22 protein-coding genes and 2 riboswitches are annotated in these 19180 nt (G+C 36.1%); of the genes, 20 read left to right on the top strand and 2 right to left on the bottom strand.

Going from position 1 to position 19180, the window contains the following annotated elements; translation table 11 throughout:
* Nucleotides 1–192: 192 nt before the first annotated feature.
* From ACX9TM_RS07465 to ACX9TM_RS07520, 12 genes are all read left to right on the top strand, one after another.
* Nucleotides 193–1455 (top strand): ATP phosphoribosyltransferase regulatory subunit, encoded by a 1263-nt coding sequence (locus ACX9TM_RS07465; protein ID WP_000170300.1) that lies wholly within the window; start codon nucleotides 193–195, stop codon nucleotides 1453–1455.
* The gene (gene hisG, locus ACX9TM_RS07470; RefSeq protein ID WP_001244493.1) at nucleotides 1431–2066 is read left to right on the top strand and encodes an ATP phosphoribosyltransferase; all 636 of its coding nucleotides are present in this window, start codon (nucleotides 1431–1433) and stop codon (nucleotides 2064–2066) included. Before ACX9TM_RS07465 ends, hisG begins: the two co-directional genes overlap by 25 nt.
* Before the next feature lie 11 nt (nucleotides 2067–2077).
* Nucleotides 2078–3367, top strand: coding sequence for a histidinol dehydrogenase (hisD, locus tag ACX9TM_RS07475; protein WP_000402933.1), 1290 nt, complete (start codon nucleotides 2078–2080; stop codon nucleotides 3365–3367).
* Nucleotides 3367–3951 (top strand): imidazoleglycerol-phosphate dehydratase HisB, encoded by a 585-nt coding sequence (gene hisB, locus ACX9TM_RS07480; protein WP_001249949.1) that lies wholly within the window; start codon nucleotides 3367–3369, stop codon nucleotides 3949–3951. The genes hisD and hisB overlap by 1 nt, the downstream gene beginning before the upstream one ends.
* Nucleotides 3952–4581, top strand: a complete 630-nt coding sequence (hisH, locus tag ACX9TM_RS07485) for an imidazole glycerol phosphate synthase subunit HisH (protein ID WP_000560360.1) — start codon at nucleotides 3952–3954, stop codon at nucleotides 4579–4581.
* Complete coding sequence (gene hisA, locus ACX9TM_RS07490; RefSeq protein ID WP_063220219.1) at nucleotides 4554–5273, top strand: 1-(5-phosphoribosyl)-5-[(5-phosphoribosylamino)methylideneamino]imidazole-4-carboxamide isomerase; 720 nt, start codon at nucleotides 4554–4556, stop codon at nucleotides 5271–5273. Before hisH ends, hisA begins: the two co-directional genes overlap by 28 nt.
* On the top strand, nucleotides 5267–6025 hold the full coding sequence (gene hisF, locus ACX9TM_RS07495) for an imidazoleglycerol phosphate synthase cyclase subunit (protein WP_000880108.1): 759 nt from the start codon (nucleotides 5267–5269) through the stop codon (nucleotides 6023–6025). The genes hisA and hisF overlap by 7 nt, the downstream gene beginning before the upstream one ends.
* Nucleotides 6022–6327, top strand: a complete 306-nt coding sequence (hisI, locus tag ACX9TM_RS07500; protein ID WP_000803956.1) for a phosphoribosyl-AMP cyclohydrolase — start codon at nucleotides 6022–6024, stop codon at nucleotides 6325–6327. Before hisF ends, hisI begins: the two co-directional genes overlap by 4 nt.
* Nucleotides 6328–6337: 10 nt before the next feature.
* Complete coding sequence (gene hisE / locus ACX9TM_RS07505; protein ID WP_000426358.1) at nucleotides 6338–6661, top strand: phosphoribosyl-ATP diphosphatase; 324 nt, start codon at nucleotides 6338–6340, stop codon at nucleotides 6659–6661.
* A gap of 12 nt (nucleotides 6662–6673) precedes the next feature.
* Nucleotides 6674–7690, top strand: a complete 1017-nt coding sequence (locus ACX9TM_RS07510; RefSeq protein WP_000861839.1) for a histidinol phosphate phosphatase domain-containing protein — start codon at nucleotides 6674–6676, stop codon at nucleotides 7688–7690.
* Nucleotides 7691–7758: 68 nt separating this feature from the next.
* Nucleotides 7759–7926 (top strand): YozQ family protein, encoded by a 168-nt coding sequence (locus tag ACX9TM_RS07515; RefSeq protein ID WP_001118878.1) that lies wholly within the window; start codon nucleotides 7759–7761, stop codon nucleotides 7924–7926.
* A 144-nt stretch (nucleotides 7927–8070) separates the two neighbouring features.
* Nucleotides 8071–9042, top strand: a complete 972-nt coding sequence (locus ACX9TM_RS07520) for an NAD(P)-dependent oxidoreductase (protein WP_001062858.1) — start codon at nucleotides 8071–8073, stop codon at nucleotides 9040–9042.
* 30 nt (nucleotides 9043–9072) lie between these two features.
* Here ACX9TM_RS07520 and pssA read toward each other — a convergent pair whose 3' ends face one another.
* Both pssA and ACX9TM_RS07530 read right to left on the bottom strand, forming a co-directional pair.
* Entirely contained in the window at nucleotides 9073–9774 is a 702-nt protein-coding gene (gene pssA / locus ACX9TM_RS07525; protein WP_000285417.1) for a CDP-diacylglycerol--serine O-phosphatidyltransferase, read from the bottom strand.
* A 188-nt stretch (nucleotides 9775–9962) separates the two neighbouring features.
* Nucleotides 9963–11849: an LTA synthase family protein gene (locus ACX9TM_RS07530; RefSeq protein ID WP_000939078.1), complete on the bottom strand. Its 1887-nt coding sequence runs from the start codon at nucleotides 11847–11849 to the stop codon at nucleotides 9963–9965.
* A 254-nt stretch (nucleotides 11850–12103) separates the two neighbouring features.
* Between ACX9TM_RS07530 and ACX9TM_RS07535 the strand changes: the two genes are divergently transcribed.
* The 8 genes from ACX9TM_RS07535 (at nucleotide 12104) to ACX9TM_RS07570 (ending at nucleotide 19127) form a co-directional block, all read left to right on the top strand.
* Nucleotides 12104–12499, top strand: a complete 396-nt coding sequence (locus tag ACX9TM_RS07535; RefSeq protein ID WP_001228822.1) for a DUF3888 domain-containing protein — start codon at nucleotides 12104–12106, stop codon at nucleotides 12497–12499.
* Nucleotides 12500–12588: 89 nt separating this feature from the next.
* A riboswitch (Lysine riboswitch) is annotated at nucleotides 12589–12770 on the top strand.
* 180 nt (nucleotides 12771–12950) lie between these two features.
* Nucleotides 12951–14267 (top strand): diaminopimelate decarboxylase, encoded by a 1317-nt coding sequence (lysA, locus tag ACX9TM_RS07540; RefSeq protein WP_059303995.1) that lies wholly within the window; start codon nucleotides 12951–12953, stop codon nucleotides 14265–14267.
* A gap of 115 nt (nucleotides 14268–14382) precedes the next feature.
* Nucleotides 14383–14491: riboswitch (SAM riboswitch) on the top strand.
* A gap of 73 nt (nucleotides 14492–14564) precedes the next feature.
* Nucleotides 14565–14708 (top strand): YezD family protein, encoded by a 144-nt coding sequence (locus tag ACX9TM_RS07545; RefSeq protein WP_000116158.1) that lies wholly within the window; start codon nucleotides 14565–14567, stop codon nucleotides 14706–14708.
* Nucleotides 14709–14795: 87 nt separating this feature from the next.
* Nucleotides 14796–15500 carry a phosphoadenylyl-sulfate reductase gene (locus ACX9TM_RS07550; RefSeq protein WP_000959022.1) on the top strand — a complete coding sequence of 235 codons (705 nt, stop codon included), beginning with the start codon at nucleotides 14796–14798 and terminating at the stop codon, nucleotides 15498–15500.
* A 39-nt stretch (nucleotides 15501–15539) separates the two neighbouring features.
* The gene (gene sat, locus ACX9TM_RS07555; RefSeq protein WP_000029491.1) at nucleotides 15540–16676 is read left to right on the top strand and encodes a sulfate adenylyltransferase; all 1137 of its coding nucleotides are present in this window, start codon (nucleotides 15540–15542) and stop codon (nucleotides 16674–16676) included.
* A gap of 12 nt (nucleotides 16677–16688) precedes the next feature.
* Entirely contained in the window at nucleotides 16689–17282 is a 594-nt protein-coding gene (gene cysC / locus ACX9TM_RS07560; RefSeq protein WP_000380499.1) for an adenylyl-sulfate kinase, read from the top strand.
* A gap of 11 nt (nucleotides 17283–17293) precedes the next feature.
* Nucleotides 17294–18916 carry a nitrite/sulfite reductase gene (locus tag ACX9TM_RS07565; protein ID WP_000119621.1) on the top strand — a complete coding sequence of 541 codons (1623 nt, stop codon included), beginning with the start codon at nucleotides 17294–17296 and terminating at the stop codon, nucleotides 18914–18916.
* A gap of 10 nt (nucleotides 18917–18926) precedes the next feature.
* Nucleotides 18927–19127 (top strand): DUF3906 family protein, encoded by a 201-nt coding sequence (locus ACX9TM_RS07570; protein ID WP_000366914.1) that lies wholly within the window; start codon nucleotides 18927–18929, stop codon nucleotides 19125–19127.
* The last annotated feature ends 53 nt before the right edge of the window (nucleotides 19128–19180 follow it).

Raw genomic sequence — 19180 nt, forward strand, 5'->3', positions numbered from 1 at the left:
TTACACAACTACATCATCATACATGAAACCCTTGAACCTAGCGTGAAAACGTGTAGGTACAAGGGTTATTCCCGTTGTACCTACACTCTACTGAAGAGCCTTGTAGGTATTTTGTCTACAAGGCTCTTTTTATTTTCGGCTTAGGGGAATGAAATAGGCATACATTAGAAGGGGAAAGGTGTGAAAATTTAGATGACAAAATGGAAACGAGCAAACCCGAATGGAACGAGAGATTATTTATTCGAAGAATGTACGTTAATTGAAGAAGTGGAGCAAAAATTAAGGCTTACTTTTTTAGAGAGAGGTTATGAGGAAATAAGAACACCTACAATTGAATTTTATGATGTTTTTGCATTTCAAAATAGACCGATAGATGAAGAGAAGATGTATAAATTTTTTGATGAAAAGGGAAGGATTATCGTTTTACGTCCAGATATGACAATTCCTTTAGCAAGAGTGATTGGAACACAGAGATGGGATACGCCACTTAAAGTGACGTATAGCGGGAATGTATTTCGAGCGAATGAATCCCATTCTGGAAAATATAATGAAATCGTACAAAGTGGTATTGAAGTTATCGGGATTGATAATGTAAGAGCTGAAATTGAATGTGTAATAAGTGTCATTCAAGCACTTCAAAAGTTGAATGTGCAATCTTTTACAATTGAGATTGGGCAAGTACAGTTATATAAATGTATTGTAAAAAAGCTCTCCATCCATGATGAAGAAGAAAGAGTACTTAGAACGTATATAGAAAGTAAAAATTATGCTGCCCTCTCAAATTTTATCGGAGAAAAGAAATTAGATCGATGCGATGAGACAGTAAGATTACTTGAGAAATTACCAAGGCTATTTGGAAATTTAGAAGTTATTGAGGAGGCAGAAAAGCTTGCTTCAAGTAATGAAATGAAAATGGCAATTGCAAGAGTAAAAGAAATGTATGAAACAATTGAAACGTTAGGATATGGTTCTTACATATCAATTGATTTGGGCATGATTCAACACTTAGATTACTATACGGGTGTTATTTTCAAAGGATATATATATGAAATTGGAGAAGAAATCGTTAGTGGCGGAAGATACGATGAGCTAATTGGGAATTTTGGAGAAATGCTGCCAGCTGTTGGACTCGCGGTACAAGTAAATCAAATTGTGAAGGCGCTGCAAGAGCAGCAAGAACCATATGAACGAAATCAAATTGATATTGTGATTCATTATGAGTTAAATAGATTAGCGGAAGCAGAAAGGTTACGAAATTTACTTCGAAAGGATGGGAAAAATGCTTGGTTATCTCTATTCTCTAATTTAAGCGATACCTTTCAATTTGCAAGAAAAAATAAAATAGGAACGGTCGTTGAGGCAAAGAATGAATACTTAGTGGAATATGTATGGAATGAGAAATGGGTAGTCCAGAAAGAAGGAGAGGCTTCATGCGTAACATTCAAATTGCGTTAACGAAAGGAAGATTAGAAAAACATGTCATTCCACTTTTTGAGCAGATTGGAATTGATTGTTCCGAGCTCAAAAATAAAGGTCGGAAGCTTGTATTTCAAAGTAAAAATACAAATGTTTCATTTATTTTAGTAAAAGCGGTTGATGTTGCTACTTATGTAGAACATGGGGTAGCTGATATTGGCATCGTTGGAAAAGATATTTTAATGGAAAACGAGAAAGATATTTATGAAATGCTGGATTTAGGAGTGGGAATTTGTAAGTTTTGTGTTGCTTCTATTCCTACGTATAATCCGAAGAGTTACCGGAAGAAAAGAATCGCTACGAAATACCCCCATATTACTTCTACTTATTTTCATGATAAGGGAGAGGATGTAGAAATTATTAAGATAGAAGGTTCTGTAGAAATCGCTCCTCTTCTTGGATTGGCAGATGCGATTGTAGATATTGTTGAAACAGGAAAAACATTACAAGAGAATGGACTCATTGTATTTGAGGAAATGTACTTTATATCGGCTCGGATGATTGTAAATAAGGCAGCCTTAAAAACTAAAAAAGACGAAATATTCAGCATTATAAATATGATGGAGCAAGAAATCTTATCAGGGAAATAGGAGGATTTAAAATGGAAATCATTTATGAAGAATTTAAGGAGGCATTATCTAAAATAAAAGTGCTAAGAGAAAACGCTAATATAATAGAAGAAACTGTTCAAAGAAGTGTAAGAGAAATCATTAGACATGTAAGGGAAGGGAAAGATGAGGCTTTATCTTTCTATACAAAAAAGTTTGATGGTGTAGAGATGAAAAATTTTCGTGTAAGTGAAGAAGAAATACAGCAAGCGAGTATGTTTGTAGAGAATTCATTTTTAGAAGCTTTAAAAGAGGCGAAGAAAAACGTTGTTTCGTATCACGAAAAGCAAAAGAAGCACTCAATATTCGATTGTGAAAGTAAAGGGATAATTAGAGGGCAACTCATTCGGCCGTTAGAAAATGTAGGTGTATATGTACCGGGTGGGACAGCCTCATATCCTTCTTCAGTATTAATGAATGTATTGCCGGCGAAACTCGCAGGTGTGAAAAAGATTGTAATGGTAACACCGCCGAGGAAAGGAGGAATTGATCCACATATATTAGCTGCTGCAGATCTTGCGGGAGTAGATGAAATTTATACGATAGGTGGCGCACAAGCAATTGCTGCTTTAGCATACGGGACGGAATCGATTCCGAAAGTGGATAAAATAGTTGGACCGGGAAATTTGTACGTCGCTCTAGCGAAACGAGAAGTATACGGAATAGTAAATATCGATATGATTGCTGGTCCATCAGAAATTGTAGTTGTCGCGGATGAAACAGGTAATGCAAAATATATCGCAGCGGATTTATTATCGCAAGCAGAGCATGATGAGAGAGCAACGGCGATTTGTATTACAACGAATATGGAACTAGCTAAAGAAGTAGAAAAAGAGGTAGAAAGACAGTTAGAAACGTTACCAAGAAGTGAAATTGCACGTGAATCAATAAATAGAAATGGAGCCATCTTTATCGTTCCTTCTTTAGAGGAGGCGCTAAAGTTATCAAATGAAATTGCTCCAGAACATTTAGAGTTACATATAAAAGAACCAATGAATGCTCTAGATTATGTGAAACATGCAGGCTCTATTTTCCTTGGGCCATATTCACCTGAACCGCTCGGGGATTATTTAGCGGGACCGAATCATGTATTACCAACGAGCGGAACGGCAAGATTTTTTTCTCCGTTATCAGTCGATGATTTCGTGAAAAAATCAAGTTTTATTTCTTATACGGAGGAAGCATTAAAAAATGTACAGCATCATATTGTAGAGCTTGCAAATAAAGAAGGGTTACATGCACATGCGAGAGCAATCCAAATAAGGTTTGAGGAGGAAAAATAATGCGTCAGTCCAGTCAAGCACGTGAGACGACAGAAACAAAAATTAAATTAAATTTGCAGCTTGATGAAAGTACAAATGTATCTATTCAAACAGGAGTTGGTTTTTTCGATCATATGCTTACTTTATTTGCTAGACATGGAAGATTTGGATTGCAGGTTGAAGCAGAAGGTGATGTATTTGTCGATGCACATCACACCGTTGAAGATGTTGGAATTGTACTCGGAAATTGCTTGAAAGAAGCATTGCAAAACAAAGAGGGAATTAATCGTTACGGTTCTGCGTATGTACCGATGGATGAATCTTTAGGATTTGTCGCAATTGATATAAGTGGACGCTCATATTGTGTATTTCAAGGGGAATTAACAAATCCGAAGCTCGGGGATTTTGATACAGAATTGACGGAAGAATTTTTTAGAGCAGTTGCACATGCTGCCAATATTACATTACATGCGCGCGTTCTATACGGAAGTAATACACATCACAAAATTGAAGCATTATTTAAAGCTTTTGGTAGAGCGCTTAGAGAAGCGGTCGAAAAAAATGCCAACATTACTGGTGTAAATTCAACGAAAGGAATGTTGTAATTGATTGCCATTATAGATTATGGAATGGGGAATATTCGCAGTGTAGAGCAAGCATTAAAATATATTGGCGCAGAGTACATTGTAACGAGTGATAAAAAAGAGATATTGAGAAGCGATGGCGTGATTTTACCGGGAGTAGGTGCATTTCCGAAAGCGATGGACGTATTAGAAGAAAGAGATTTAGTGTGTGTACTAAAAGAGGTTTGTGATATAGGAAAACCACTCCTCGGTATATGTTTGGGCATGCAGCTTTTATTTGAACGAAGTGAGGAACTAAAAGATTGTAGCGGGTTAGGTTTACTACCAGGGGAAATTCGTAAGTTAAAAGTTTCGTATAAAATTCCTCATATGGGATGGAATGAATTAAGGAAGGAAAGAGAATTTCCGCTTTGGAATGGATTAGTGGATGGTTCTTTCGTGTATTATGTTCACTCATATTACGCGGATTGTCCAGATGAAATTGTATGCGGAGTAAGTGATTATGGAATGCAAGTACCAGGGTTTGTCGCGAAAGGAAATGTATTTGGTGCACAGTTTCATCCAGAAAAAAGTGGCGAAATTGGCATGCAAATATTAAAAAATTTTCAAGGGGTGGTAGAAGCATGGAAATCTTCCCAGCTATCGATTTAAAAGAAGGACGATGCGTTAGACTTTATCAAGGAGAGTTTAGTAAAGAAACGGTGATGAATGAAGATCCAGTAGCGCAGGCGATCATATTTGAAAAGCTTGGAGCGGAAATACTACACATTGTTGATTTAGACGGTGCAATTGCTGGCGAGTCTTTAAATTTGCCCGTCATTGAAAAAATCTGCAAGGCGGTACGTATTCCTGTGCAAGTGGGAGGAGGAATTCGTTCACTTGTAACGGTGGAGAAGTTATTGTCAGCAGGTGTAGAAAAAGTGATTTTAGGAACAGCAGCTCTTTATGATAAGTCATTTTTAGAGGAAGCAGTTCGTCTATATAAAGAGAAAATCATTGTTGGAATTGATGCGAAAAATGGTTTCGTAGCAACGAGAGGTTGGCTTGATCTATCTGAAATTTCTTACGTTAGTTTAGCGAAACAAGTGGAAAGTTTAGGTGTTCAAACGATTGTGTTTACAGACATTTCGAAAGACGGGACGCTTGCAGGTCCAAATTTTGAACAATTAGCGATACTTCAAAAAAGTGTGGGCATTCGTCTCATCGCCTCTGGAGGAGTGGCATCTATTCAAGATGTGAAAAAGTTAAATGATATGAATATATATGGTGTCATAATTGGAAAGGCGCTTTACGAGAAAACGATTGATTTAGAAGAAGTATTACAGGTAACGAAGTTATGTTAGCGAAACGAATTATTCCATGTCTAGATGTGAAAGAAGGGCGAGTCGTAAAGGGTGTAAATTTTATAGGATTACAAGATGTCGGTGATCCGGTTGAAATAGCTGAAGCATATAACGAGGCAGGGGCAGATGAAATCGTATTTTTAGATATTACGGCGACTCATGAAGGAAGAAAAACGATTATAGATGTTGTAGAAAAAACAGCAGCAAAAGTATTTATTCCTCTTACGGTTGGCGGGGGGATATCAAGTGTGAAAGATATGTACAATTTACTAAGAGCTGGGGCAGACAAAGTTTCAATAAATTCAGCGGCAGTGCGAAACCCGAAGTTAATAGAAGAAGGGGCAGAACACTTTGGATCACAATGTATTGTCGTGGCAATTGATGCTAGAAAAGTAGCAGAAGGTAAATGGAACGTATATGTCAACGGCGGAAGAGTTGACACAGGAATGGATGCCATAGAATGGGCGAAGCGTGTTGTTAAACTTGGGGCAGGTGAAATTTTGTTAACGAGTATGGATGCAGATGGAACGAAAAGCGGATATGACCTTCGTTTAACAGAAGAAATTTCAAAAAGTGTTTCTATTCCAGTCATCGCATCAGGAGGCTGTGGTCATACGGATCATATTATAGAAGTTTTTCAAAAGACAACGGTTGATGCAGCGTTAGCGGCATCCATCTTTCATTATGGTGAGGCGACAGTGCAGAGTGTAAAGCGAAAATTAAGAGATGCAAATATTGAGGTGCGGTTATGAAACCTAATTTTTCAAAAGGATTAATACCGGCAATTGTCATCGAAGAAGGTACGAAAGACGTTTTAATGCTAGCTTATATGAATGAAGAAGCATATAAAAAAACGTTAGAGACGAAAAGAACATGGTTTTATTCTCGTTCGAGGCAGTCGTTATGGAATAAGGGGGAAACATCAGGGAATGTTCAATATGTGCAATCTTTATATTTAGATTGTGATCAAGATTCAATTGTTGTGAATGTGAAACAAGTAGGACCTGCTTGTCATACGGGAGAGAAGACATGTTTTCACTATCAAATTATATAGGGGGATACATATGGAAAATGCCTTTAAGTTGCTGTATAAAACAATTGAAGAACGAAAGGGAAGCCCACTTCCTGAATCGTATACAAATTATTTATTTTCAAAAGGAGAAGATAAAATTTTAAAGAAGATTGGTGAAGAGTGTGCTGAAGTAATTATCGCATGTAAAAATAATGATAAAGAAGAAGTAGTGAAAGAAATGGTTGATGTATTTTATCACTGTTTCGTTTTATTAGCTGAAAAAAATATTGCATTGGAAGATGTGATGCGAGAGGTGAAAGAACGAAATGGAAAGCTTTCGAGAGTTGGGGATAGAAGGGAAATAGATACATTATAAGGGGGAATGTATATGAAAGTAGATTATCATCTTCACTTAGAAGAAGGACCGTATTCAATAGGATGGCTTGCTAAAATAAATGAAGCGTTGGAATGTTATGAACCGCTTCAAGAAAGACATTCTATTGATTGGCTTATGAAAACACAAGAGCGTTTGCAAAAGCGTGTGAAGGAAGGGCCATTTACAACAGAATGGATAGATCTATATTTAGAAGAAGCTGTGCGAAAAGGAATAAAAGAAGTGGGAATTGTTGATCATCTATATCGTTTTCATGAAGCAAAAGGATATTATGAAAAATATGTAGATATTAGTGATTCTAAGCTCGGTCGTATACAGAAAGAATGGTTAGATCAAGTAAGGGTAGTTTCACTGTATGATTTTACAAAGGCAATTGAAGAGGCGAAAGAACGATGGGGGAAAAGAGGTGTCACACTTAAACTTGGAATTGAAGCGGATTATTTTATTGGTTGTGAAGGAGAGTTAAAAGAATTATTAGAGCTAGGAGACTTTGATTATGTAATTGGTTCCGTTCATTTTCTAAATGGCTGGGGATTTGATAATCCAGATACGAAAGAATATTTTGAGGTGCATGACCTACGCGCATTATATGATATGTTTTTTAAAACAGTTGAGAGTGCGATTCGTACCGAGTTATTTGATATTATCGCTCATCTTGATAATATAAAGGTATTTAATTATCGATTGGATGAGAATGAACAGCTTTCTTATTATGAGGAAATTGCCTGTGCATTAGTAGAAACGAATACGGCAACAGAAATAAATGCAGGATTATACTATCGTTATCCTGTTCGTGAAATGTGCCCAAGTCCACTATATTTACAAGTATTAGCTAAGTATGGTGTTCCAATTACGATTTCTTCGGATGCCCATTACCCAAATGATTTAGGGAATTATGTACAAGAAAATGTACAAACATTACGAGCTCACGGTGTTACTCAGGTTGCAACATTTACGAAGCGAGCAAGAGTAATGAGGTCGCTTGAAGAAGAAGTAACAAATTCAAAATGAAACGCAATTTTTTGATGAAAACTGTCCTTTTTGTTCAAAATAAGAAAGAATGAAAAGGAGGGTAAGAAATGGCGAAACAACAAAACAAACAAAATGTACAAGGTGCACAGCAACAAGCTTATACTTCTGAAACGAATGCTGCATCTCAATCGGTTATTGAGGAGCAAATTAGCGATACGGTTGCAGAAGGAACTATTGATGTGAAGCTTGGAAAAGAATCGCAGGAAAAAGCGTAAGAAGAGGGGAGAGTTGCATCTCCTCTTTTTTCATGGAAAAGTGTCGATTTTCAAAACTATAATCAAATTCCTTGGTTTTTATATGTGGATTTCTTACAATGAAATATAAGAGATGTCTTATTTTCTATAGAAGAGGTGTTAGTAGTGGCAAAAATATTAGTAGCGGGAAAAATTCCGGAAATTGGATTAGAACTATTAAAAGATCATAATGTAGAAATGTACAATAAAGAGGAGTTAATTTCTATAGATGAATTAACAGAGCGTGTAAAAGATAAAGATGCATTGTTAAGTTTACTTTCGACAAAGGTGCCAAAAGAAGTTATTGATGCAGCGCCTCATTTAAAGATTGTTGCAAACTATGGTGCTGGTTACGACAATATTGATTACACGTATGCGGGCGAAAAAGGAATTGCAGTTACGAATACACCGAAAGTATCAACGGAAGCGACTGCAGAATTAACATTTGCACTTCTTTTAGCAGCGGCGCGTAGAATTCCTGAAGGGGATACGTTATGTCGTACGACTGGATTTAACGGATGGGCACCGTTATTTTTCTTAGGACGAGAAGTCCATGGTAAGACAATCGGAATTATAGGTCTTGGAGAAATCGGGAAGGCTGTTGCAAAACGTGCGAAAGCATTTGGAATGGATGTTTTATATACAGGGCCAAATCGTAAGCTTGAAGCTGAAAGTGAACTGGGAGCAACGTATGTGACGTTGGAAGAATTATTACAAACAGCAGACTTTATTACAATTAACTGTGCTTATAATCCGAAATTACATCATATGATTGATGAAGAGCAGTTTAAAATGATGAAGAAAACAGCGTATATTGTAAATGCTTCACGTGGACCAATTATGAATGAAGCAGCACTTGCTCATGCATTAAAAACGAATGAAATTGAAGGAGCAGCTCTTGACGTGTTTGAATTTGAACCGAAAATTACAGAAGAGCTAAAAGAATTAAAGAATGTAGTACTTGCTCCACACGTAGGGAATGCAACATTTGAAACTCGTGATGCGATGGCTGAAATGGCTGTCAGAAATATTTTAGCTGTATTAAACGGCGAAGAGCCAGTAACACCTGTAAATCAAAAGGTATTAGTTACAAAATAAAAAGAAACCTTCCGGACTCGGAAGGTTTTCTTATTTTTCTTTATTCGCTTTTTTAGACGGTCTTTGTCTAATGAATTGAGATAACATGTACAAAATATATAGTGGAATGGCAATGAATAAGAAAACAGAAAAATTTCCAAATCCTGTTTGATACATTGTAATAATGATTCCAACTAAAAATAGTGTAATAATGATGCTATATCGTGGAATTGGTACATCTTTTAAACTTGGGATACGAATGCGGCTCACCATTAAAAATGCGAACGTTACAAATACGGTAATAAGAACGATTTTTGGAATGGTATGTGAAAATAATGTTAAGAAAGCAACAAGCCCTCCCGCTGCTGTAATCGGTACTCCAGTGAAATATTTCATTGAAGTAGAAGATGGTGTTACATTAAATCGTGCTAAACGATATGCTCCGAAAAGAGGGAATAATCCCGCTATGTATAATCCGATGATTCCGTAGTTTGAGAAAGATGTGTAATACATTAAAACAGCTGGTGCTGCACCAAATGTTACGACATCTGCAAGCGAGTCGAGCTCTTTTCCCATTTGTGAATCAACACGTAATAAACGAGCAACACGACCATCAAGACTATCTAACATCATCCCGATAAGTACTAAAATAGCAGCTGATTTATAATATCCTAAAGATGCATAGCCGATTGATAAAAATCCGCTATATAAATTTCCGAGCGTAAATAAGTTTGGAATAGCTGCTCTATACAAAATCTGATCCCTTGCTTTCTGTAATAAATTCTTAATTAGTGTATGAAAGTTTACTTATTTTATCATACCATAAATTTATTCCTCATACGAAAGAAATTACCAATTTGTGAAAGATTTCATAGAAGGATGGTTCGAAAATTAAGTGAAAATAAAAAGAGGAAGCAACTTGTATAAAGTTGCTTCCTTTACTATTCAAATTTCGTTGTCATCGTTCCGGTTTTATATCGATTATTAGGATCGAAGCGTAATAAATCTCCATAAATTAATTTATCGGAGAGTTTTAATTCTGTTTTTGCTTTTTCAATATACGGCTGACATAACGTCATGTCAGCTTCTTCACCCGTACTTCTTTTGTAGCACATATTTTTTGTATAAACATACTCTTCAGAAACAAAGCTACCATCACGCATTACCATAAGCGGGTCTTTCTCTTTAATAAATAAGTCAGTTCCAAATTCAACGGATTTATTTGTTTTAATACCAAGTAAATGAAGGAGCGTTGGCTTAATATCAATTTGACCGGATACTTTAGAAACAACTTTTCCTTCTTGGCCAGGCACATGAATAATAAGAGGGACTCGTTGTAATTGCATAGAATCGAATGGTGTAATAGTATCTTTTCCTAGGAACTGTGCCATAGCTGCGTTATGGTTTTCGGAAATACCGTAATGATCACCATAAATGACAATAACGGAATTATCATATAATCCTTCTTCTTTTAATTGTTGAATAAATAATTTAAGAGCTTCATCTGTGTAACGAACAGTTGGGAAGTAGCGGTTTACAACACCACTTTCCGAGTTGAATTCATCAACATATTGATCTTCCGGATTTAGAAGAAATGGAAAATGATTTGTTAATGTAATAAATTTTGTATAGAACGGTTGCGGTAAAGATTTTAACTTTGGAATAGATTGTTCAAAGAACTCTTTATCTTTTAATCCCCAACCGACAGACATTTGCTCCGTTCCTGCGTAATCATTTAAATTAAAATAACGATCATATCCAAGCGCAGGATACATTACATCCCGATTCCAAAACGTTTTATCGTTTGAATGGAAGACGGCAGAAGAATATCCGTATTTCTTTAATTGTTCTGGTGTCGCTGTGTATTCATTTGTTGCATGAGTAAAGAATACAGAACCACGATCTAGCGGATAAAGTGAGTTTTCAACGATAAATTCAGCATCAGAAGTTTTGCCTTGTCCAGTTTGGTGATAGAAGTTATCGAAATAGAAACTATCCTTAATAAATTCATTTAAAAATGGTGTAATTTCTTTTCCATTTATTTTTTTATTAATAACAAAGTTTTGTGTAGATTCCATTGAAATTAAAATTACATTTTTACCTTTTGCAGCTCCAAATAAGTTTTTATCAACTTGTTTGTCTTTTGAGTCTGTATAGTTTTTAATTTCAGAAAACCCATCCCCACTTGCAAATACACGCTCAGCTGAAGACTTGGATTGAAGCGTAATGTCAAATAGATGGTATGTGTATAAACCTAAATTCTTCACGACAGTTTGACGGTCAAATGAGCGCGAGAACATTTGTGGTTTATAAATAACTGATACAACAATTTGTAGTGCTAATAAAGCTGTTACACCGCTAAAGAAAGTTCGCTTCTCTGAGCGGGAAAGTGGTGTTTTGTCGCCAAATGATGGGAATTTACGTGAAATAAACATTAAAATAATTGCATCTGCAAATAAAAGTAATGTTTTGTACGTAAAGAGTTCTTTTATACTTGTCCCTAAATCAGCCATATTGTTTGTTTGGAATAAAACCGGGAAAGTAACGAAATCGTTATAGAACCCATAAAACATTGCGTTTCCAAATAAAATAAATGACAGTATAAAACTGATTCCAATTATAATTCGGTTTCGGTGCTTAGATGCAAGTAAAGCTAAGCCGAAAAATAAAAGTAACGCAGCTAGTGGATTGATAAAAAGCATGAATTCTTCAAAGAAATTATCAATTTTAATATCAAATGCTAGCTTGTACACAATATATGTTTTAATCCATAGTAAAACGACTGCAACGAGTGCAAATCGCAGTTTTGGAAACAGATGTTGTAGCATAATATACTCCTCTCCTAAAAAGCATGACAGTTCTTGTGAGTCAGTTTGCTTAACGACTCATTTTATATATACGAACAGTCCTTTGTTATTATGATTATTATACTATGAGTATCATTATACGAAAATAAAAGAAGGTTGTGGGCTTTTTTATAATAATCGAGTAGAAAAAGAGTGGTGGGAGACAATAAAACAGAATTTCTATGTATGATAATTATCGTACGCAGAAAGAATCGCGTGATAATACGGAGGTTATAATGCGAAAATTATTATATTTTATAGCATGCAGTAGTGTTATACTTTTTACTTCACCGAGTGTGTCGGTAGCCCAATATGATGCACCTCTTATGGAAGATGCACTTTATTCTGTTTTATTTCCAAAAATAAATAAAGCAATTGAAAAACAATATGGAAGTTTGAAACCTTATCAATGTCCTAAAATTATTAGTTTAAAAAAAGTGTATAGCGGTACATATTTATTTCAAGCAAGTATTGAAGTGACAAAGTATGAACGTGTTGCTGGGAAAATTGCTCCACCATTTGAGAAGGTAACGATTACATTTAATAACGAAGAAGGCGAATGGGAAGTGACAAAGATTTCAGTAAAGCGCTTACCAAATGATACGAAACTAAACTGTGAAAAAACAATATAAAAAATTGTTTGACAAATAAAATGGTCCTTTGGTATTGTTAATAGCAACAATTAGATGTTTGAAAATTAAATAGACTTACCTCATCTACTCTCAAAGGTAGAGGCCGCGATAGGAAAGAGTAAGCTATGGGAGATTTAATGGAATCTGTGATCATAGGTTGAAAGGGACTATTGCCGAAATATAAGAATAACCATCTTATTCATATATTGGGACTGCATTGAATAAATGTAGTACTGTCATAAGATTTATTTTATGGAGAGCTATTTGGAGATGTTGATGCGGTTTCTTATTTTGAGGAGATAACAACTCGTTTATTTTTTCAATATATATTTTTCCTAATAAGAAACGCGTGTGAACATTGTTCCGCGCGTTTTTTGTCTATCTAAAAGCGTGCTGCAATGAATAGAAGATTGGGGTTATGAGTTTTAGAGGAAATAAGGGAGGAATTTAAATGTATTTACACGGCACAAGCCGAATTAATGGGCAAGGACACTTAGAAATTGGAGGGTGCGATACGACGCAGCTAGCAAAGCAATACGGAACACCACTTTATGTATACGATGAAGAGTCTATTCGAGGAAAATGCCGAGCATTTCATCGTGCTTTTAAAGAAAGTGGTTTCTCTTATCAAGTAGCATATGCAAGCAAGGCGTTCTTGTGCATGGAGATGTGCCGAGTAGCTCGTGAAGAGAATATGTCATTAGACGTTGTTTCTGGGGGAGAATTATATACTGCGCTCCAAGCAGGATTTCCGGCATCACGTATTCATTTTCATGGAAATAATAAAACAGAAGAAGAAGTAGTGATGGCTCTTCAGGCGAATATCGGTTGTTTTGTCGTAGATAATTTCTTTGAATTAGAAGTTTTACACGATTTAGCGATGCAACATGGGAAATTTGTGAACATATTAATTCGTGTAACGCCTGGAGTAGAGGCGCACACACATGAATATATTACAACAGGTCAAGATGATTCGAAATTTGGATTTGGTGTTTCAAATGGTCAAGCAATGCAGGCAATTGGATTGGCTTTACAAAAATCCAATTATAATGTGCTAGGGATCCATTCACATATTGGGTCGCAAATATTTGAAACAGCTGGTTTTGTTCGAGCAATTGAAGTTCTTCGCCAATTTTTAGAAGAAGTGAGAGAGCAAACAAACTATGTAGTAAAAGTGTTAAATGTAGGCGGGGGATTTGGAATACGTTACACAGAGTCAGATACACCATTAACTCTTGAGACATATGTGCGAGCTGTAACAAGTGCAGTGAGAGAACAATTTACTGTATGTGAATATCCATTGCCAGAAATATGGATTGAGCCAGGCCGTAGCATTGTAGGTGATGCTGGGACAACAATTTATACAGTTGGATCTGTGAAAGATATTCCTGGTATTCGGAAATATGTATCAGTCGATGGTGGAATGACAGATAATTTAAGACCTGCTTTATATAATGCGCGTTATGAAGCGATGTTAGCGAATCGAGCGAATGATGAGAATGAGGAACTCGTTTCGATTGCCGGGAAATGCTGTGAGAGTGGAGACATGTTGATTTGGGATATTCATTTACCGAAAGTCGCTGCTTCTGATTTACTAGCAGTTTCCTGTACAGGAGCATACGGGTACTCGATGGCGAATAATTACAATCGGATTCGAAGACCAGCCGTTGTCTTTGCAAAAGGCGGAACATCGCAAGTAGTTGTGGAACGCGAAACATATGAAAATATTATTGGGAACGATCGCATACGTATTAAAGAGCTTGTCTAAATAGGAAAAGGAGTTGTTCGAATGGGCAATTCCTTTTTTATAAAATAAAATAATTAAAATATATCGGAAAACTAGGATTGAAAAAAATCAGAATTGTGATAAAATACAAATACAAAGCTTATCAAGAGAAGCGGAGGGAACTGGCCCGAAGAAGCTCGGCAACCTGCTTATAGAAAGCAAGGTGCTAAATCCAGCAAAATGGGATCCATTTTGAAAGATAAGGTAAAATATATTACCGAACAGTCTTTTCGAAATGGGAAAGATTTTTTTTATGAATAAAAAAGGGGGGCTGTTCGCGTGAGTGTACGGGAACATTTTGATGAAGTATCCGAGAAGATTGAAGCGATGCTTGCTGATATGAAATATGGTTCAATTACAATTGTTGTGCAAGATGGAAAAGTAATTCAGTTAGAGAAAAGTGAAAAAGTACGTTTAAAGTGAAAAGCGCTGACTAGAAAAACTAGAGGCGGTTTTAACCTATTTTCATTAGGTTAAAACCGTCTTTTTGCTTTTACAGGGGGAAAAAACATGTTGACGTATGAAACGTGGGAAGAAAATGTTGTTTCGTTTTCGGAAGAAGATGAAACAAAAGGTGCGTTATCAGTATTAAATTGGGCTTATAAAGAATATAAAGATGAGGTTGTCTACGCATGTAGCTTTGGGGTGGAAGGTATGGTATTGCTGCACATTATAAACCAAGTAAATCCATCTGCTAAAGTTGTATTTTTGGATACAAATGTTCATTTTCAAGAAACGTATGAATTAATTCGAAAAGTGCGGGAACGATTTCCTTCATTGAATATTATAGAAAAACAGCCAGAACTTACACTTGATGAACAGGCGAAGTTGCATGGTGAAAAACTGTGGGAGAGCAATCCGAATCTTTGTTGTAAGATTAGAAAAATTTTACCTTTAGAAAAATCATTAGTCGTGGAAAAAGCATGGATATCGGGCTTAAGAAGGGAACAATCAGAAACACGTAAGCATACAAAGTTTATAAATCAAGATCATCGTTTTCAATCTATTAAAGTTTGTCCACTCATTCATTGGACGTGGAAAGAAGTTTGGCGATATGTATACAAACATAGCTTGCCGTATAACCCGTTGCATGATGTTGGCTATCCAAGTATTGGGTGTGAGAAATGTACGTTACCTGTAGGGGATGGTGGCGATTCAAGAGATGGTAGATGGGCTGGAAAAGTGAAAACTGAATGTGGTCTTCATTACCAATAAGATGAATCTTGAAATAAAGCTAAGAGAGGATATAGAAAAATGAGCATAGTAAACGAATTAGTAAACCGTATAGATGAGACATATGACGTATCACAAATTGAAAAAGAAATTAAATTAGACAATATTGCGTTAAGTGATTTAGAACTATTGGCGACAGGTGGATATAGCCCCCTTACTGGTTTTTTAGGGAAGGAAGATTATGATTCTGTTGTAGAAACGCTTCGTTTAGCAAATGGTAGTGTGTGGAGTATACCAATTACATTACCGGTAACAGAAAAAGTCGCAGAAAGCCTGAAGGCTGGAGAGGAAGTAAAGCTTGTCAACAATGGAAATATATACGGTGTCATTCAAATAGAAGATATTTTTGTACCAGATAAAGAAAAAGAAGCGTTACTTGTATATAAAACAACGGATGAGGCTCATCCAGGAGTGAAAAAATTATATGAACGACCAAACGTTTACGTTGGAGGAACTATTATTCTAACAAAACGCTTTGAAAATAATCAATTTCCTTCTTATCATTTAGACCCAATTGAAACGAGGGAAGCATTTAAAAAACGTGGGTGGAAAACAGTGGTCGGATTTCAAACGAGAAACCCGGTACATCGTGCCCATGAGTATATTCAAAAATCTGCTCTTGAAATTGTAGATGGTCTCTTTTTAAATCCGCTCGTTGGAGAAACGAAATCGGATGATATTCCTGCTGATGTAAGAATGGAAAGCTATGAAGTACTTCTTCAAAACTATTATCCGAAAAATCGTGTCTTTTTAAGTGTATTTCCTGCTGCCATGCGTTACGCAGGACCAAGGGAAGCGATATTTCATGCGTTAGTAAGAAAGAATTTTGGATGTACCCACTTTATAGTAGGGCGTGATCATGCTGGAGTAGGAGATTATTACGGAACGTATGAAGCGCAAGAAATCTTCACAAATTTTACGATAGAAGAGTTAGGAATTACACCACTATTCTTTGAGCATAGTTTTTACTGCACGAAATGTGAAGCGATGGCTTCAACGAAAACATGTCCGCACGGAAAAGAAGATCATGTTATTTTATCGGGTACAAAAGTAAGAGAATTATTAAGAAACGGTGAGATTCCGCCAAGTACATTTAGTCGTAAAGAAGTAGTGGAAGTGCTAATTAAAGGCTTGAAAAAAGAAGTAGTAACAGAATAGGGAGAGAACGAGATGGATACGAATATTACTTGGCATACAGCTTCGGTTTCAAAAGATGAGAGAAGAGTGAAGAATGGACATCATAGTTTTGTAATTTGGTTTACTGGTTTATCAGCTTCGGGTAAATCTACAGTAGCGAATGCGGTCGCTCGTAAACTGTTTGAAAAGAATATTGGAAATTATGTGCTGGATGGGGATAACATTCGCCACGGTTTAAATAAAGACTTAGGATTTTCTGAAAGTGATCGCATGGAAAATATAAGACGTATTGGCGAAGTGGCAAAGTTATTTGTAGACCAAGGAGCAGTTGTCCTTACAGCATTTATTTCACCATTTCGAGTAGACCGCAAACAAGTAAGAGATTTATTAGCGGCAGATGAATTTATTGAAATTTTTGTGAAGTGTCCGATTGAAGAGTGTGAGAAACGTGATCCGAAAGGACTTTATAAAAAGGCAAGAAAAGGTGATATTAAGGATTTCACAGGTATTGATTCGCCTTATGAAGAGCCAGAGCAAGCGGAATTAATTGTAGAAACGCACAAATATTCTATTGAAGAATGTGCAGAACAAATCGTGAAGTACTTACAAGAGCGTAGTTTTATATAGGGGGATAAACAATGAGTTATGAAAAAGTATGGGCTAACAATGAAAAATTAAATCAGACCGAGAAAAATAAATTAGAAAAAGATGGCTTAGAAATTTTTAATGATATTCCTTACTATGCGGAAAATGGTTTCGAATCTATTCCGAAAGAAGAGTGGGATGCCTTTAAATGGGCAGGCTTGTATTTACAAAGACCGAAAGAAGCTGGTTATTTTATGATGCGGGTAAATATTCCGTCAGGGATTATTACAAATGCACAGGCAGAAGTACTTGCTTCTATCGCTGAAGATTATGGACGTAATGTAATAGATATTACGACGAGACAGGCGATTCAGTTTCACTGGTTAGAAATTCAGCAAATTCCAGATATTTTTAAAAGATTAGCAAGAGTTGGGTTATCTTCAGCGGGGGCTTGTGGTGATATAACGCGGAATATTACAGGTAATCCGCTTGCTGGCATTGATGCAAATGAACTATTCGATACAACGCATATTGTAAAAGAAGTATATGATTACTTCCAACATAATGAAGAGTTTTCTAACTTGCCACGTAAATTTAAAATGTCTATTAGTTCTAATATTTATAATTCAGCAAACGCAGAAATTAACTGTGTTGCATTTACGCCTGCAACGAAAGAAATAGATGGTGAGAAAAAAGTTGGTTTTCATATAAAAGTAGGTGGAGGATTATCAGCTCGACCGTATTTAGCTGATGAATTAGATGTATTCGTTTTACCAGAAGAAGTGAAGGCGGTGGCGATTGCGATTGCTACTATATTCCGTGATTTTGGATATCGTGAAAAACGTCATTTAGCTCGGTTGAAATTTCTTGTTGCGGACTGGGGAGCAGAGAAATTTAAAGAGAAACTAATAGAGTATACAGGGCCTTTACAAAGTAAAGGGGAAAGTGCACTCAAAGGATGGAATGCAGGCTATTTTTATGGTGTTCAAGACCAAAAACAAAAGGGATTAAAATATGTAGGTTTTAATGTACCGGTAGGTCGTTTACATGCAGAAGAAATGTTTGAGATTGCAAGAATCGCAAAGCAATATGGAAATGGACAAATTCGTACATGTAACTCGCAAAACTTCATTATTCCGAACGTTCCTCCGGAAAATGTAAAAGGATTACTTAGTGAACCGCTGTTTGAAGCGATATCTGCTAGCCCGAAATCATTTATTGGTCATGCGGTTTCATGTACCGGTATTGAATATTGTAATCTTGCACTAGTAGAAACGAAAGAAAGATTACGAAAAATTGCAGAATACTTAGATACACAAATTGCACTCGATGTTCCAGTTCGAATTCATATGGTAGGCTGCCCGAATTCATGTGGTCAACGTCAAATTGCTGACATTGGGCTACAAGGGGTGAAAATGAAAACGAAGGAAAAAGGTATTGTTGAAGCGTTTGAAATATACGTAGGTGGAACATTGTTAGATGGCGGTGCCTACAATCAAAAGTTAAAAGGAAAAATAGATGGCGAGGATCTACCTGATGTACTCGCATCATTTATAAGTTATTTCAAAGAGAATAAATTACCAGCCGAAACATTTTATGATTTTGTAGGTCGTGTTGGTGTAGATACATTACAAATAGCGTTAAATAACGTGCTAGAAGAAGTAATAGCGTCTTAGGAGGGACGATATGGATTTATATCGATTTGAAGCTGTGTTAGTAAATAGTATTGTTCCGATTGTTGTTGTTGCTCAAAGTGAAGAACAGGCATTTAAGCTTGCGGAGATTGAGCTTGAAAAGCATTTTTTACCGTTGCCAGAGGTAAAAGAGATTTCTTTGTTTGAAAAAAAGAAGATTCGAAAAGGTGGGGCATTTGTTATCCATGAGTAGAGATCAGTAATACGAAAAAATAAAAACTTCCATTCTTATATACGAATGGAAGT

This window comes from Bacillus sp. LH1, assembly GCF_057924895.1.